Genomic DNA, 15,631 nt, shown 5'->3' with positions numbered 1-15,631 from the left:
GACGTCTGCTGTCGAGGGGGCGGGTCAGCCGACCGCGCCCTCCATCTGCAGCTCGATCAGCCGGTTGAGCTCCAGCGCGTACTCCATGGGGAGCTCCTTGGCGATGGGCTCGACGAAGCCGCGCACGATCATCGCCATGGCCTCGTCCTCGCTCAGGCCGCGGCTCATCAGGTAGAAGAGCTGGTCCTCGGAGACCTTGGAGACGGTCGCCTCGTGGCCCATGGACACGTCGTCCTCGCGGACGTCCACGTAGGGGTAGGTGTCCGAGCGGGAGATCGTGTCCACCAGCAGCGCGTCGCAGAGCACGTTCGACTTGGAGCCGGGGGCGCCCTCGCCGATCTCGATCAGACCGCGGTAGGAGGTGCGGCCGCCGCCTCGCGCCACCGACTTGGAGACGATGTTCGAGGAGGTGTTCGGGGCCATGTGGACCATCTTGGCGCCGGCGTCCTGGTGCTGGCCCTCGCCCGCGAAGGCGATGGACAGGGTCTCGCCCTTGGCGTGCTCGCCCATGAGGTAGACGGCCGGGTACTTCATCGTCACCTTGGAGCCGATGTTGCCGTCGATCCACTCCATGGTCGCGCCCTCGTAGGCCACGGCGCGCTTGGTGACCAGGTTGTAGACGTTGTTCGACCAGTTCTGGATGGTCGTGTAGCGGCAGCGGGCGTTCTTCTTGACGATGATCTCGACGACCGCGGAGTGCAGCGAGTCCGACTTGTAGATCGGGGCGGTGCAGCCCTCGACGTAGTGCACGTAGGCACCCTCGTCGACGATGATCAGGGTCCGCTCGAACTGGCCCATGTTCTCCGTGTTGATGCGGAAGTAGGCCTGGAGCGGGATCTCCACGTGGACGCCCGGCGGCACGTAGATGAAGGAGCCGCCGGACCACACGGCGGTGTTCAGCGCGGCGAACTTGTTGTCACCGGCGGGGATGACGGTGCCGAAGTACTCCTTGAAGAGCTCCGGGTGCTCCTTCAGCGCGGTGTCGGTGTCGAGGAAGATGACGCCCTGCTCCTCCAGGTCCTCGCGGATCTGGTGGTAGACGACCTCCGACTCGTACTGCGCGGCGACACCGGCGACGAGGCGCTGCTTCTCCGCCTCGGGGATGCCGAGCTTGTCGTAGGTGTTCTTGATGTCCTCGGGCAGGTCCTCCCAGGACTCCGCCTGCTTCTCCGTGGAGCGCACGAAGTACTTGATGTTGTCGAAGTCGATGCCGGAGAGGTCGGAGCCCCAGTTCGGCATGGGCTTCTTCTCGAACAGGCGCAGGCCCTTGAGGCGGAGCTTGGTCATCCACTCCGGCTCGCTCTTCTTGGAGGAGATGTCCCGGACGACGTCCTCGCCCAGGCCGCGACGTGCCGACGCACCGGCCTCGTCCCGGTCGGCCCAGCCATATTCGTACTTGCCCAGACCCTCGAGCTCAGGGTGGGCAGTCTCCGTGGGGAGAGTCATGCGGGGTTCCTCCCGGCCGTGCTTGCAGATGCGTTGTGGGAAATCTTGGGGATGAACGTCGTGCAGACGCCGTCGCCGTGCGCGATGGTGGCGAGCCGCTGTACGTGCGTACCGAGCAGCTCCGCGAAAAATTCCGTCTCCGCCTCGCACAGCTGCGGGAACTGCTCGGCGACGTGGGCGACCGGGCAGTGGTGCTGGCAGAGCTGTTCACCCTGTTGCGGGTGGGGCGCGCTGCGCGCGGTAGCAGCGTACCCGTCCGCGCTGAGGGCCTTGGCCAGCGCTTCGGTCCGCTTCTCCGGCGGGGCCGTCTCCACCGCCCGGCGGTAGGCGCCCGCCTGCGCGGCGATCCGTGCGCGGGCGAAGGCGGCGATCGCCTCGCTGCCGCCCTCGCGGTCGGCGATCCAGCGCAGCGCGTCCGCGGCGAGCTTGTCGTAGGACTGGTCGAAGGCGTCCCGGCCGCAGTCGGTCAGGGCGAACACCTTGGCGGGCCGGCCGCGGGTGCGCGCGCCGTAGATCCGCTGCTCGCGGGGTTCCACGACGCCGTCGCCCGCGAGGGCGTCGAGGTGCCGGCGTACGGCCGCCTGGGTCAGGCCCAGCCGCTCGGCGAGTTCCGCGACGGTCGAGGGGCCGTGGTCCAGGATGGATCGCGCGACCCGGTTGCGGGTGGACCGCTCCCCGGTCGCGAGCTCCTCCTGAGGGGCCCCCGTGGGGGTCTCCCGAGCCTCGCCGACGTTTTTCACAACGCCATTGTTGCGTAATTCCTCAGGACCGGGCAAGCCGCGTCCGGTCCGCCCGACGGTGCCCTGCGTCACTTAGGTGAACCTAAGCTGACCTGCGGAAACGATCTCTGATCGATCAAAGCGGTGGCATGGCACAGCGACTTCGGGGAGACTCCCCCACCATGGTCACACCCCCTCCCACCGGCCCACTTGTCACCCGGGACACCCTGCGCGATCAGGTGCGCGAGCTGGGTGTGCGCCCCGGCGAAACCCTCCTGGTGCACTCCTCGCTCAGCGCCCTCGGTTGGGTCAACGGCGGCGCCGTCGCGGTGGTGCGGGGCCTGCTCGACGCGCTCGGCCCCGGGGGCACCCTGGTGGTTCCCACCCAGACCGGCGACCTCTCCGACCCCGCGCTGTGGAGCAACCCTCCCGTGCACCCGGAGTGGTGGGCCGAGATCCGCGCCACGATGCCCGCCTACGACCCGCTCGTCACGCCCAGCCGCGGCGTCGGCGTCGTCCCGGAGGCCGTGCGCACCTGGCCCGGCGCCCTGCGCAGCGCGCATCCGCAGACCTCCTTCGCGGCGCTCGGCCCGCGTGCGGCGGAGGTCGTCGAGGGGCACGCCCCCGACTGCCGGCTCGGCGAGCGCAGCCCGCTCGCGAAGCTGGAGGCGATGGACGCCCGGGTCCTGCTGCTCGGCGCCGGCTACGCCTCCTGCACCAGCTTCCACCTCGCCGAGTACCGGATCCCCTCCCCCCGGGTGGCCGTCGGCCGCCCCGGCCCGCACGGCTGGGAGACCGTGACCGAGGTGTCGATCAGCTCCGACCGTTTCGACGAGCTGGGCTACGACTTCGAGCGGGACCGCCCCGTCCTGCGCGGCAAGGTCGGGGCGGCCGAGGCGCGGCTGTTCCCGGTGAAGGACGCGGTGGACTACGCCGCACGGTGGCTCGCGACGCACCGGCCGCGCGAGGAGGAGTAGCCGCACCCCCCGCTCCGGACCCCCGGGCGCCTACCTAGACTCTGGAGTCATGCGAAGCGAGCCCGTGGTCCAGGTCCAGGCCCTGGTGAAGCGGTACGGCACGAAGACCGCGGTGGACGGGCTGGACCTGGTGGCCCACCGGGGCGTGACCGCCGTGCTCGGACCCAACGGGGCGGGCAAGACGACCACGGTCGAGACGTGCGAGGGGTACCGGAAGCCGGACTCCGGCACGGTGCGCGTCCTGGGCCTCGACCCGGTCCGGCAGTCCTCGGACCTGCGGCCCCGCATCGGCGTGATGCTCCAGTCCGGCGGTGTCTACTCGGGCTCCCGCGCCGACGAGATGCTGCGCCACGTGGCGAAGCTGCACGCCCACCCGCTGGACGTGGACGCCCTCATCGAGCGCCTCGGGCTCGGCTCCTGCGGCCGTACGTCCTACCGGCGGCTGTCGGGCGGGCAGCAGCAGCGGCTCGCCCTGGCCATGGCCGTGGTGGGACGCCCCGAGCTGGTGTTCCTGGACGAGCCGACGGCCGGCCTCGACCCGCAGGCCCGCCGCGCCACCTGGGACCTGGTCCGCGACCTGCGCGCCGACGGCGTCTCCGTGATCCTCACCACCCACTACATGGACGAGGCGGAGCAGCTCGCCGACGACGTGGCGATCATCGACGCCGGCCGGGTCATCGCCCAGGGCTCCCCGGAGGAGCTGTGCCGGGGCGGCGCCGAGAACACCCTCCGCTTCAGCGGCCGGCCCGGCCTCGACGTGGGGTCGCTGCTGAAGGCCCTGCCCGCCGACTGCACGGCCGCCGAACTGACGCCGGGCTCCTACCGGGTCTCCGGCAAGGTCGATCCCCAACTGCTCGCGACGGTCACCTCCTGGTGCGCCCAGCACGGCGTGCTGCCGGAGAGGATCTCGGTGGAGCGCCACACCCTGGAGGACGTCTTCTTGGAGCTCACCGGCAAGGAGCTGCGCTCATGACCGCCCCCGGCACCGGGACGTACACGCCGAGGCCCGGCGCGGCCCCGCTCCCCCGCATGATCACGGCCCAGGCGCTGCTCGAGACGAAGATGCTGCTGCGCAACGGCGAGCAGCTGCTGCTGACGGTCGTCATCCCGACGCTGCTGCTCGTCCTGTTCAGCACCGTGGACATCGTCGACACGGGCTCCGGGGAGGCGGTCGACTTCCTCGCCCCGGGCGTCCTCGCGCTCGCGGTGATGTCGACGGCGTTCACCGGCCAGGCCATCGCGACCGGCTTCGAGCGGCGCTACGGCGTCCTGAAGCGGCTCGCCTCCTCGCCCCTGCCCCGCTGGGGGCTGATGACGGCGAAGACGCTGTCCGTGCTGGTCACCGAGGTGCTCCAGGTGATCCTGCTGACGGTGATCGCCTTCTCGCTGGGCTGGTCGCCGCAGGGCAACCCGTTCGCGGTGTTGCTGCTCCTGGTCCTCGGCACGGCGGCCTTCTCGGGCCTGGGGCTGCTGATGGCCGGGACGCTGAAGGCCGAGGCGACCCTGGCCGCGGCGAACCTGGTGTTCCTGCTGCTGCTCGTCGGCGGCGGGGTCGTCGTGCCGCTCGACAAGTTCCCGCAGGGCGCGCAGGACGTCCTGGGCCTGCTGCCCATCGCGGCGCTCTCGGACGGCCTGCGCGACGTCCTCCAGCACGGGGCCGGCATGCCCTGGGGCGATGTGGGGATCCTCGCGGTCTGGGCGGTCGCGGCCCTCACCGCGGCCGGGGCGTTCTTCCGCTGGGAGTGAGGCCATGACGGACCCTCGTGAAAGCGTGCACAAGCAGCCGCCTACGATGGGACGCGTGCCAAAAGTGACCCGTGCCGACGCCCTGGCGGCCCTGCGGAACCCGCTCGCCTTCATCGCCGCACGCTGGACCCCGGAACCCCGGACCGTCCGGCGCGCGACCCTGTCCGCGCTCGTGATGTCGGTGCTGATCGTCGTCACCGGCGGTGCGGTCCGCCTGACCGGCTCGGGCCTGGGCTGCCCGACCTGGCCCAAGTGCACCGACGACTCGCTCACCTCGACCGCCGAGATGGGCGTGCACGGCGCCATCGAGTTCGGCAACCGCATGCTGACGTACGTGCTGTGCGCCGCCGTCGGCTGGGCCATCATCGCCGCGCGCTCGCAGAAGCCGTACCGGCGCGGCCTGGTGCGGCTGGGGTGGGCGCAGTTCTGGATCGTGATGAGCAACGCGGTGCTGGGCGGCATCGTGGTGCTGGTCGGTCTCAACCCGTACACGGTCGCGGCGCACTTCGTGGCGACGTCGGCACTGATCGCGGTGGCCACCGTGATGTGGCAGCGCGCCGGCGAGGGCGACGGCGAGCCGCGGCCGCTGGTCGGCAAGGCCGTGCGGCAGCTGGTGTGGTTCCTGGTCGCCGCGTCCGTGCTGCTCATCCTGGTGGGCACGGTCGTCACCGGGGCGGGCCCGCACGCCGGTGACTCCAGCGAGGTCGAGCGGATGCCGGTCGACTGGGAGACGGTGAGCAAGCTGCACGCCGTGCTGGCCTGGATCGTGGTGACCCTGACGTTCGCCCTGTGGTTCGTCCTCAAGGCCGTCGACGCGCCCGGGGGCCCGCTGCGCCGCACCCGCGAGCTGTTCCTGATCCTGCTCGCCCAGGGCGCCATCGGCTACGTCCAGTACTTCACCGACCTGCCCGAGGTCCTGGTCGGCCTGCACATGTTCGGCTCGGCCGTGATGTGGATCTGGGTCCTGCGCGTGGTGCTGTCGCTGCGCGAACGCCCGGAGACCCTGGCCGGCGTACCGGCCCCCGCCGGCGAGGCCACGCTCACCAAGGCCTAGCCCGGCTCGGGCTGCCACGGCCTCCCCCTCGGGCAGGACCGGCGCTCACCCGTCCTGGCCGAGCCGGTAGACCCGGCGCGCGTTGGCCGAGGCCAGCATGCCCGCGACGCGCTGGGCGTCGCTCAGGGACCAGGCGCCCTCGGCGACCCAGGTGCCCAGGACGCGGCCGAGCGCCTCACGGAACAGGCGGGCGCCCACCACGTGCAGCTCGGGCAGCCCCTGGGCGCCGGTGGAGAAGAGGATCTTGCCGAAGGGCGCCAGCTCCAGGATCTCCGCCAGGACCGTCGCGGCCCGGGCACCGGTGCGGACCAGGGCGGCACCGCAGTCGACGTGCACGTGCGGGAAGACACCGGCGAGATGGGCGGCCTGCCGGTGGTACGGGTACGCGTGCAGCAGCACGAGGTCCGTACCGAGCCCCGCGGTGGCCTTGACGAAGTCGGTCAGCAGCACCGGGTCCGTACGGTCGATGCGCAGGCCGGGGGCGCCGAGCCCCGCGTGCAGCTGGAGCGGCAGCCCCGAGGCGACCGCGCTCCACAGCAGGTGCCGCAGCAGCACCGGATCGCTCAGCTCCCCGCCGACGCCGCGCCCGGCGAGCCAGCGGCCGGCGGCCCCGCGCACCTCCCCGGGCCCGGGCGGCTCCGGGGCCAGCGCGAGGCCGTGCCGTACCCCGGCTACGGAGGTGAAGGCGACGGCGTGCGCGGCGGCCGCGTGCACCGACTCGGCGAGGTTGGCGAGGAAGGACTCGACGGTCCCGGAGGTGTCGGCGACCTGCTCGGCGAGGAGTTCCAGCCGGACGATCTCATGGGCCTCGGCGGCCGAGGCGGAGGCCAGCTCGCCGGGTTCCGTGAGGTCGCCGGGGAGGCCGGAGTCGACCAGGTAGGTGGTGATGCCGCTGCCGCGCAGGAGTCTGCGGCCGGCTTCCAGTACGCCCAGTTCGCGGCGGCGGGCCAGATAGCGGGCCGGTGCGCAGTGGGGCTCCAGGCCCAGCAGGGGCGGGCACCAGCGTCTGACGGCGAAGCCGGTCTGCGTGTCGAAGAGGGTGGTGCCGGGAGCGGGCGGGCCCTCGGTGCGCAGGAGGTGGGCCTCGAAGGTGCCGAGGCCCAGCTCCGTGCGGAGTACGCCGTGGCAGTACTGGTCCACAAGTGACGGCGTTTCGATCATCCGGGCCTCCCGGTGTGGACCCTGTTGCTCTTACGGGTCCTAACGGGTGAACCGGGTGTGAGGTCGCGGTCCCGGGGTGGGCGGCCGGTGCCGTACGGCGGCTGCGGACCGGAGGGGGTTGCTCGCGCGGTTCCCCGCGCCCCCGGAAGCCGGTCAGTCGTTCGTGGGGCCGCCCACCTGGATACCGGCCATGCGGGACCACTCGTAGCGGCCCGTCTTCACCTTCGCGGCGAACTCCCCGTCGAAGGACTCGTGGCGGGTGATGCCCGCCTTGTCCACCGCCTTCTCGGCGATCTCGAAGGAGGGGGCGACCAGGTCGCCCCAGTTGCCGTCCTCGCCGACCAGGACGATGCGGGCGCCGCGCTGGCCGAGGTGCGCGATCTGGCCCTCGGCGCCGCCGTGGCTCTTGGAGAAGGAGCTGATCTGCTTGGCGAGCCGGGCGACCTTGCGCTCGGCCTTCGGGTCAACCTGCTGCGTGTCTGCCATGACCAGGATGCTACTCACGAGTAGATCCACTCGCGAGGGCAGGGCGGTGTGACGTACGTCGGTCGCGTCAGCGCAGGAACGGGTCGACCGCGACGGCCACGAACAGCAGCGACACGTAGGTGATCGACCAGTGGAACAGGCGCATCTCCTTCAGCTTCGCGCCCGTCACCTCGGCCTTCGCGCGGTTCTGCAGGCCGTGCGCCTCCCAGAGCCAGAAGCCGCCCGCCAGCAGGGCGACCGCCGTGTAGAACCAGCCGGTGTAGCCCAGCGGCGTGAGCAGCAGCGATACACCCACCATGACCCAGCTGTAGATCACGATCTGCTTGGCGACGACCTTGTTGGAGGCGACCACCGGAAGCATCGGCACGCCCACGCGCGCGTAGTCCTCCTTGACCTTCATGGACAGCGGCCAGTAGTGCGGCGGCGTCCAGAAGAACATGACGAGGAACAGGATGATCGGCGCCCAGGACATCGAGTTCGTGACCGAGGACCAGCCGATCAGCACCGGCAGGCAGCCGGCGATACCGCCCCAGACGATGTTCTGCGAGGTACGGCGCTTGAGGATCATCGTGTAGACGACCACGTAGAACAGCAGCGCGCCGAGGGAGAGCCAGGCGCTCAGCCAGTTCACGGTGAGGCCGAACAGCAGGGTGGACGTGATCGCCAGGGTGATGCCGAAGGCGAGGCACTCGCGCGGGCTGACCATGCCGGTGACCAGCGGGCGCTGCGAGGTGCGGTCCATCAGCGCGTCGATGTCGCGGTCGATGTACATGTTGAGGGCGTTGGCGCCGCCCGCGGACATGTACCCGCCGACACACGTCAGCAGCACCAGCGTCAGGTCGGGCACGCCCTGCTGCGCCAGGAACATCACCGGCACCGTGGTGATCAGCAGCAGCTCGATGATCCGCGGCTTGGTGAGAGCCACGAAGGCCATCACACGGGCCCCGAACGGCCGGTGGGCCGGGCTCTGGTCCGTCCCGAGCAGACCCGCTGGACGGGATTCAACGGCCGTCACGCACACCCCTACAGAGACATCCCAGCAAGCCTCAGCCGTGTGAAGTCCCGGTAAAGGCTCGCGCGTACCACGCCACTTTAGACGTTGCCCAGACTCGGACATTCGCGGGGGTCGCCTCGTGTTGGCGGGCGGCTTCCGACGGGCGGCCGGAAGCTCGATTGAGCACCCGGATGAGCGGCTCCGTATTCACCTGTCGAATGCGGTACGGCCCAGTCAGGAGGCGGATCGGGATGAGTCCCTGCACTCTGGAGTGACTCGGAAAAACGCACGTCCCACGGGGGTAGGCTCGGCTGCGGCCGGTGGGCGCCCCGAGACACCGGCATCCGACATGTGGAGAGGAGCCCTGACCCAGGGTGAGCATCAAGCCGACCACCACAGACCTCGAGTGGACCGAGTTGGACCAGCGGGCCGTCGACACCGCGCGTGTCCTGGCCGCCGATGCCGTACAGAAGGTCGGTAACGGCCATCCCGGCACGGCGATGAGCCTGGCGCCTGCCGCCTACACCCTCTTCCAGAAGGTGATGCGGCACGACCCGGCGGACGCCGACTGGGTCGGGCGGGACCGCTTCGTGCTGTCCGCCGGCCACTCGTCCCTGACCCTCTACACCCAGCTCTACCTGGCCGGCTTCGGCCTGGAGCTGGACGATCTGAAGTCCTTCCGCACCTGGGGCTCGAAGACCCCCGGCCACCCGGAGTACGGGCACACGACCGGTGTGGAGACGACGACCGGCCCGCTCGGCCAGGGCGTCGCCAACGCGGTGGGCATGGCGATGGCCGCCCGCTACGAGCGCGGCCTGTTCGACCCGGAGGCCCCGGAGGGCGAGTCGCCCTTCGACCACTTCATCTACTGCATCGCCGGTGACGGCTGCCTCCAGGAGGGCATCTCCGCCGAGGCGTCCTCGCTGGCCGGCCACCAGAAGCTCGGCAACCTGATCCTGCTGTGGGACGACAACCACATCTCGATCGAGGGCGACACCGAGACGGCCGTCTCCGAGGACACCGTCAAGCGGTACGAGGCCTACGGCTGGCACGTGCAGCGCGTCGAGCCGCAGGAGAACGGCGACCTGGACCCGGCCGCGATCTACCAGGCGATCCAGAAGGCCAAGGCCGTCACGGACCGGCCGTCGTTCATCGCGATGCGCTCGATCATCGCCTGGCCGGCCCCGAACGCGCAGAACACCGAGGCCGCGCACGGCTCGGCGCTCGGCGACGACGAGGTCGCCGCCACCAAGCGCGTCCTGGGCTTCGACCCGGAGCAGACCTTCGAGGTCTCCGAGGAGGTCATCACGCACACCCGCAAGGCCCTGGAGCGGGGCCAGGCGGCCCGCGCGGTGTGGGAGAAGGCGTACCAGCAGTGGCGCGACAACAACCCCGAGCGCGCCGCCGAGTACGACCGGATCGCCAAGGGTGAGCTGCCCAAGGGCTGGGAGGAGAAGATCCCGGTCTTCGAGGTCGGCAAGGGCGTGGCCACGCGTGCCGCCTCCGGCAAGGTCCTCCAGGCGCTCGGCGGGGTCGTCCCGGAGCTGTGGGGCGGCTCGGCCGACCTGGCCGGTTCGAACAACACCACGATCGACAAGACCAGCTCCTTCCTCCCGGCGGACAACCCGCTGCCGGAGGCGGACCCGTACGGCCGCACGATCCACTTCGGTATCCGCGAGCACGCGATGGCCGCCGAGATGAACGGCATCGCGCTGCACGGCAACACCCGCATCTACGGCGGCACCTTCCTGGTGTTCTCCGACTACATGCGCAACGCGGTGCGGCTGTCGGCACTGATGCACCTGCCCGTGACGTACGTGTGGACGCACGACTCCATCGGTCTCGGTGAGGACGGCCCGACGCACCAGCCGGTGGAGCACCTCGCCTCGCTGCGCGCCATCCCGGGCCTGAACGTCGTGCGCCCGGCCGACGCCAACGAGACGGCCATCGCCTGGCGCGAGATCCTGCGCCGCTGGACGAAGGAGTTCGGCAAGGGCCAGCCGCACGGCCTGACGCTGACCCGGCAGGGCGTGCCGACCTACGAGCCCAACGACGACGCGGCCAAGGGCGGCTACGTCCTGTTCGAGGCCGAGGGCGGCGACGCCGAGGTGATCCTGATCGCCACCGGCTCGGAGGTGCACGTCGCCGTCGAGGCGCGCGAGCAGCTCCAGGGCGCCGGCGTGCCCACGCGCGTGGTGTCGATGCCGTCCGTGGAGTGGTTCGAGCAGCAGGACCAGGGGTACCGGGACAGCGTCCTGCCGCCGTCCGTCAAGGCGCGTGTCGCGGTGGAGGCCGGGATCGGTCTCACCTGGCACAAGTACGTCGGGGACGCCGGCCGCATCGTTTCCCTGGAGCACTTCGGTGCTTCGGCCGACGGCAAGGTGCTCTTCCGGGAGTTCGGCTTCACTGCCGAGAACGTGGCCGCCGCCGCCCGGGAATCGATCGCCGCAGCCCAGCGCTGACGCTCATATACGACACGTAGGAGATGGAATTTCCATGACAGACGCACTCAAGCGCCTCTCCGAGGAAGGCGTGGCGATCTGGCTGGACGACCTGTCGCGCAAGCGGATCACGTCCGGCAACCTCGCCGAGCTGATCGACCAGCAGCACGTCGTGGGCGTCACCACCAACCCGTCGATCTTCCAGAAGGCGATCTCGCAGGGCGACGGCTACGACACGCAGCTGACCGACCTGGCCGCCCGTGAGGTCACCGTCGAAGAGGCCATCCGCATGATCACCACGGCGGACGTCCGCGACGCCGCCGACGTGCTGCGCCCCGTCTTCGACGCCACCGGCGGCAAGGACGGCCGCGTCTCGATCGAGGTCGACCCCCGCCTGGCGCACAACACGCGGGCCACGGTCGCCGAGGCCAAGCAGCTCGCCTGGCTGGTGGACCGCCCCAACACCCTCATCAAGATCCCGGCGACCGAGGCGGGCATCCCGGCCATCGCCGAGACCATCGGCCTGGGCATCAGCGTCAACGTCACGCTGATCTTCTCGCTGGAGCGCTACCGCAAGGTGATGGACGCGTTCCTGACCGGCCTGGAGAAGGCCAAGGAGCGCGGCCTGGACCTGTCGCAGATCCACTCCGTGGCCTCGTTCTTCGTGTCCCGCGTGGACACCGAGATCGACAAGCGGATCGACGCGCTGGGCACCGACGAGGCCAAGGCGCTGCGCGGCAAGGCCGCCGTCGCCAACGCCCGGCTGGCCTACCAGGCGTACGAGGAGGTCTTCTCCTCGGACCGCTGGAACGCGCTGGAGAAGGCGGGCGCCAACAAGCAGCGTCCGCTGTGGGCGTCGACCGGCGTCAAGGACAAGGCGTACAGCGACACCATGTACGTCACCGAGCTGGTCGCGCCGAACACCGTGAACACCATGCCGGAGGCGACCCTGTTCGCCACCGAGGACCACGGCGAGATCACGGGCGACACCGTCGCCGGCACGTACGAGCAGGCCCGGGCCGACCTCGACGCCGTCGAGCGGCTGGGGATCAAGTACGACGAGGTCGTGCAGCTGCTGGAGAAGGAGGGCGTCGAGAAGTTCGAGGACTCCTGGAACGACCTGCTGAAGTCGACCGAGGCCGAGCTGAAGCGCCTCGCCCCCTCGGAGGGCTGAACAGGTGTCGAGCAGCAATCCGCTGCGTGACCCCGCGGACCGACGGCTCCCGCGCATCGCGGGGCCGTCGGGCCTGGTCATCTTCGGCGTCACGGGCGACCTCTCCCGCAAGAAGCTGATGCCCGCCGTCTACGACCTCGCCAACCGGGGTCTGCTGCCGCCGGGCTTCTCGCTGGTGGGCTTCGCCCGCCGCGAGTGGGCGCACGAGGACTTCGCGCAGGAGGTGCACGACGCGGTCAAGGAGCACGCCCGCACGCCCTTCCGCGAGGAGGTCTGGCAGCAGCTCATCCAGGGCATGCGCTTCGTGCAGGGCACGTTCGACGACGACGACGCGTTCGAGCGGCTGCGCTCCACGATCGAGGAACTGGACAAGGCGCAGGGCACGGGCGGCAACTTCGCCTTCTACCTCTCGGTGCCGCCGAAGTCCTTCCCGGTGGTCATCCAGCAGCTGAAGAAGCACGGGCTGGCGGACCAGACCGGCGGTTCCTGGCGGCGCGCGGTGATCGAGAAGCCGTTCGGGCACAACCTGAAGTCGGCCGAGGAGCTCAACAAGGTCGTCCACGAGGTCTTCGCCCCGGAGCAGGTCTTCCGCATCGACCACTACCTGGGCAAGGAGACCGTCCAGAACATCCTGGCGCTGCGCTTCGCCAACACGATGTTCGAGCCGATCTGGAACCGGTCCTTCGTGGACCACGTGCAGATCACCATGGCCGAGGACATCGGCATCGGCGGCCGCGCCGGCTACTACGACGGCATCGGCGCCGCCCGCGACGTCATCCAGAACCACCTGCTCCAGCTGATGGCCCTGACGGCCATGGAGGAGCCGGCGTCCTTCGACGCCGACGCGCTGGCGGCGGAGAAGACCAAGGTGCTCGGGGCCGTGCGGCTGCCGCAGGACCTGGGCCGTGACACCGTGCGCGCGCAGTACGCGGCCGGCTGGCAGGGCGGCACGAAGGTGCGCGGCTACCTGGAGGAGGACGGCATCGACGCCTCCTCCAAGACCGACACCTACGCCGCCGTGAAGCTGGAGATCGACAACCGCCGCTGGGCGGGCGTCCCCTTCTACCTGCGCACCGGCAAGCGGCTGGGCCGCCGGGTGACGGAGATCGCGGTCGTCTTCCAGCGGGCCCCGCACTCCCCCTTCGACACGACCGCCACCGAGGAGCTCGGCTCCAACGCGATCGTCATCCGCGTCCAGCCGGACGAGGGTGTGACGGTCCGCTTCGGCTCGAAGGTGCCGGGCACGTCGATGGAGATCCGGGACGTGTCGATGGACTTCGCGTACGGCGAGTCCTTCACGGAGTCCAGTCCTGAGGCGTACGAGCGGCTCATCCTGGACGTCCTGCTCGGCGACTCGAACCTCTTCCCGCGCACCGAGGAGGTCGAGCTGTCCTGGAAGATCCTCGACCCGATCGAGGAGTACTGGGACACCAACGGCAAGCCCGCCCAGTACCCGGCCGGTACCTGGGGGCCCGTCGAGGCGGACGAAATGCTCGAGCGACACGGACGGAGCTGGCGCCGGCCATGAAGATAGACCTGACCGACACCACGGCCAGCAAGATCAACAAGGCGCTGGTGCAGGGCCGCCGGGCGATCGGCACCCCGGCGGTCGGCATGGTGCTCACGCTGGTCATCGTGACGGACGAGGAGAACGCCTACGACGCGCTGAAGGCCGCGAGCGACGCCTCGCGCGAGCACCCCTCGCGCACGCTGGTGGTCATCAAGCGCGTCTCCCGCTCGCCCCGCGACCGTACGCAGTCCCGCCTGGACGCGGAGGTCCGGGTCGGCGCGGACGCGGGTACCGGCGAGACGGTGGTGCTGCGGCTGTACGGCGAGGTCGTCGACCACGCCCAGTCGGTGGTGCTGCCGCTGCTGCTGCCGGACGCCCCGGTGGTGGTGTGGTGGCCGGTGAACGCGCCGCTCGACCCGGCGAAGGACCCCCTGGGGGCCCTGGCCCAGCGCCGCGTCACCGACACGTACGCCTCCGAGCAGCCGGTGCGGGACCTGGCCACCCGGTCGGGGACCTACACCCCCGGTGACACGGACCTGTCCTGGACCCGCATCACGCCCTGGCGTTCCATGCTGGCGGCGGCCCTCGACCAGGTCGCCTGCGAGGTCAGTGCCGTCGAGGTGGAGGGCGAGGAGTTCAACCCGAGCTGCGAGCTGCTGGCGATGTGGCTCGCGGACCGGCTGGACGTCCCCGTGAAGCGCTCCCTGTCGAGCGGCCCGGGTCTGACGGCGGTCCGCATGGACACCGACTGCGGCCCGATCCACCTGGACCGCGCCGACGGCTCCCTGGCGACGCTCTCCATCGAGGGCCAGCCCGACCGTGCGGTGGCGCTCAAGCGCCGCGACACGGCCGAGCTGATCGCGGAGGAGCTGCGGCGGCTGGACCCGGACGACACCTACGCCTCGGCCCTGCGGTACGGGGTGGACCGGCTGAAGTCCTCGGGGCCGGTGCCCAAAAGTGACGGGCGGGCCCGACTCGCCCTCCCCGCTCCCGTCGAGGCGGCTGCGAAAGCTCCCGCTGCGCAGGCGACGGCGCAGGCACCGGTGAAGCAGGAGCCGCCCGCTCCGGAACCGGCCCGGAAGGCGGAGGTCAAGTGAGTACGGCACCGCAGCTGGTCGTCCACCGGGACAAGGAGCTGATGGCGCAGGCCGCGGCGGCCCGGCTGATCACCAGGATCGTGGACGCGCAGGCCTCCCGGGGCGCGGCGTCCGTGGTCCTGACCGGCGGCCGCAACGGCAACGGCCTGCTGGCCGCGCTGGCGGCGGCGCCGGCGCGGGACGCGGTCGACTGGTCCCGGCTGGACCTGTGGTGGGGCGACGAGCGCTTCCTGCCGGAGGGCGACCCGGACCGCAATGTCACGCAGGCGCGGGAGGCACTGCTCGACGCGGTGCCGCTGGACCCGAAGCGGGTGCACGCGATGCCCGCGTCGGACGGCCCGCACGGCGACGACGTGGAGGCGGCCGCGGCCGCGTACGCGGAGGAGCTGGCGGCCGCGGCCGGCCCGGAGAACCACGGGCCCGTCCCCGCCTTCGACGTGCTGATGCTGGGCGTCGGCCCGGACACGCACGTCGCCTCGCTGTTCCCGGAGCTGCCGGCGGTCCGGGAGACCGACCGCACGGTGGTCGGCGTGCACGGCGCGCCCAAGCCGCCGCCGACGCGGGTGACGCTGACGCTGCCGGCGATCCGCGCGGCCCGCGAGGTGTGGCTCCTCGCGGCCGGTGAGGACAAGGCCCGGGCGGCGGCGATCGCCCTGTCGGGCGCGGGCGAGATCCAGGCCCCGGCGGCCGGGGCGTACGGCCGCAGCCGCACGCTGTGGCTGCTGGACGCGGCGGCGGCTTCGCAACTGCCGCGGTCCCTGTATCCCCCGGCTTCGGCATAGGACTTCGCCCACCCGCCGGCGGCCTCGGGGCCGTGGCGGGTGGG

At 71.1% G+C, this 15,631-nt stretch carries 14 protein-coding genes; 9 read left to right on the top strand and 5 right to left on the bottom strand.

Features of this window, described 5'->3' with window-relative positions:
* Window positions 1-24: 24 nt before the first annotated feature.
* Both sufB and ACIGAQ_RS15265 read right to left on the bottom strand, forming a co-directional pair.
* Window positions 25-1,446: a Fe-S cluster assembly protein SufB gene (gene sufB / locus ACIGAQ_RS15270; protein WP_311683664.1), complete on the bottom strand. Its 1,422-nt coding sequence runs from the start codon at window positions 1,444-1,446 to the stop codon at window positions 25-27.
* Window positions 1,443-2,186, bottom strand: a complete 744-nt coding sequence (locus ACIGAQ_RS15265; RefSeq protein ID WP_362282167.1) for an ArsR family transcriptional regulator — start codon at window positions 2,184-2,186, stop codon at window positions 1,443-1,445. The genes sufB and ACIGAQ_RS15265 overlap by 4 nt, the downstream gene beginning before the upstream one ends.
* A gap of 161 nt (window positions 2,187-2,347) precedes the next feature.
* On the opposite strand from ACIGAQ_RS15265, the gene ACIGAQ_RS15260 reads away from it, so the two are divergent.
* Genes ACIGAQ_RS15260 through ACIGAQ_RS15245 form a run of 4 tightly spaced genes read left to right on the top strand, consistent with a single transcriptional unit; the run spans window position 2,348 to window position 5,942 of the window.
* Window positions 2,348-3,142 (top strand): aminoglycoside N(3)-acetyltransferase, encoded by a 795-nt coding sequence (locus ACIGAQ_RS15260; protein WP_399782838.1) that lies wholly within the window; start codon window positions 2,348-2,350, stop codon window positions 3,140-3,142.
* A gap of 49 nt (window positions 3,143-3,191) precedes the next feature.
* Window positions 3,192-4,115: an ABC transporter ATP-binding protein gene (locus tag ACIGAQ_RS15255; RefSeq protein WP_399782835.1), complete on the top strand. Its 924-nt coding sequence runs from the start codon at window positions 3,192-3,194 to the stop codon at window positions 4,113-4,115.
* Window positions 4,112-4,888, top strand: coding sequence for an ABC transporter permease (locus tag ACIGAQ_RS15250; RefSeq protein ID WP_399782832.1), 777 nt, complete (start codon window positions 4,112-4,114; stop codon window positions 4,886-4,888). Before ACIGAQ_RS15255 ends, ACIGAQ_RS15250 begins: the two co-directional genes overlap by 4 nt.
* 4 nt (window positions 4,889-4,892) lie before the next feature.
* Complete coding sequence (locus ACIGAQ_RS15245; RefSeq protein WP_399782829.1) at window positions 4,893-5,942, top strand: heme A synthase; 1,050 nt, start codon at window positions 4,893-4,895, stop codon at window positions 5,940-5,942.
* 45 nt (window positions 5,943-5,987) lie between these two features.
* Here the strand turns inward: ACIGAQ_RS15245 and ACIGAQ_RS15240 are convergent, their stop codons facing one another.
* The 3 genes from ACIGAQ_RS15240 to ACIGAQ_RS15230 all read right to left on the bottom strand — a co-directional run bounded on the left by ACIGAQ_RS15240 (window position 5,988) and on the right by ACIGAQ_RS15230 (window position 8,610).
* Window positions 5,988-7,103 (bottom strand): amidohydrolase family protein, encoded by a 1,116-nt coding sequence (locus ACIGAQ_RS15240; protein WP_311683653.1) that lies wholly within the window; start codon window positions 7,101-7,103, stop codon window positions 5,988-5,990.
* 153 nt (window positions 7,104-7,256) lie between these two features.
* Window positions 7,257-7,589: a hypothetical protein gene (locus ACIGAQ_RS15235; protein ID WP_399782826.1), complete on the bottom strand. Its 333-nt coding sequence runs from the start codon at window positions 7,587-7,589 to the stop codon at window positions 7,257-7,259.
* Window positions 7,590-7,656: 67 nt separating this feature from the next.
* A complete protein-coding gene (locus ACIGAQ_RS15230; protein ID WP_311683649.1) occupies window positions 7,657-8,610 on the bottom strand; it encodes a heme o synthase in 954 nt (317 codons plus the stop codon).
* A 347-nt stretch (window positions 8,611-8,957) separates the two neighbouring features.
* Here ACIGAQ_RS15230 and tkt point away from each other — a divergent pair, with 347 nt between their 5' ends.
* Genes tkt through pgl form a run of 5 tightly spaced genes read left to right on the top strand, consistent with a single transcriptional unit; the run spans window position 8,958 to window position 15,587 of the window.
* On the top strand, window positions 8,958-11,045 hold the full coding sequence (tkt, locus tag ACIGAQ_RS15225; RefSeq protein WP_399782823.1) for a transketolase: 2,088 nt from the start codon (window positions 8,958-8,960) through the stop codon (window positions 11,043-11,045).
* Window positions 11,046-11,079: 34 nt separating this feature from the next.
* Window positions 11,080-12,198, top strand: a complete 1,119-nt coding sequence (gene tal, locus ACIGAQ_RS15220) for a transaldolase (RefSeq protein WP_311683645.1) — start codon at window positions 11,080-11,082, stop codon at window positions 12,196-12,198.
* Between the two features lie 4 nt (window positions 12,199-12,202).
* Window positions 12,203-13,726: a glucose-6-phosphate dehydrogenase gene (zwf, locus tag ACIGAQ_RS15215; RefSeq protein WP_311683643.1), complete on the top strand. Its 1,524-nt coding sequence runs from the start codon at window positions 12,203-12,205 to the stop codon at window positions 13,724-13,726.
* A complete protein-coding gene (gene opcA / locus ACIGAQ_RS15210; protein ID WP_311683641.1) occupies window positions 13,723-14,805 on the top strand; it encodes a glucose-6-phosphate dehydrogenase assembly protein OpcA in 1,083 nt (360 codons plus the stop codon). Before zwf ends, opcA begins: the two co-directional genes overlap by 4 nt.
* On the top strand, window positions 14,802-15,587 hold the full coding sequence (pgl, locus tag ACIGAQ_RS15205) for a 6-phosphogluconolactonase (RefSeq protein WP_311683639.1): 786 nt from the start codon (window positions 14,802-14,804) through the stop codon (window positions 15,585-15,587). Before opcA ends, pgl begins: the two co-directional genes overlap by 4 nt.
* The last annotated feature ends 44 nt before the right edge of the window (window positions 15,588-15,631 follow it).

This window comes from Streptomyces sp. NPDC085932 (assembly GCF_044540525.1).
Lineage (GTDB): Bacteria > Actinomycetota > Actinomycetes > Streptomycetales > Streptomycetaceae > Streptomyces > Streptomyces levis.
Note: the sequence above shows the minus strand (reverse complement) of the source record. Positions and strands in the feature narration are given on the sequence as shown.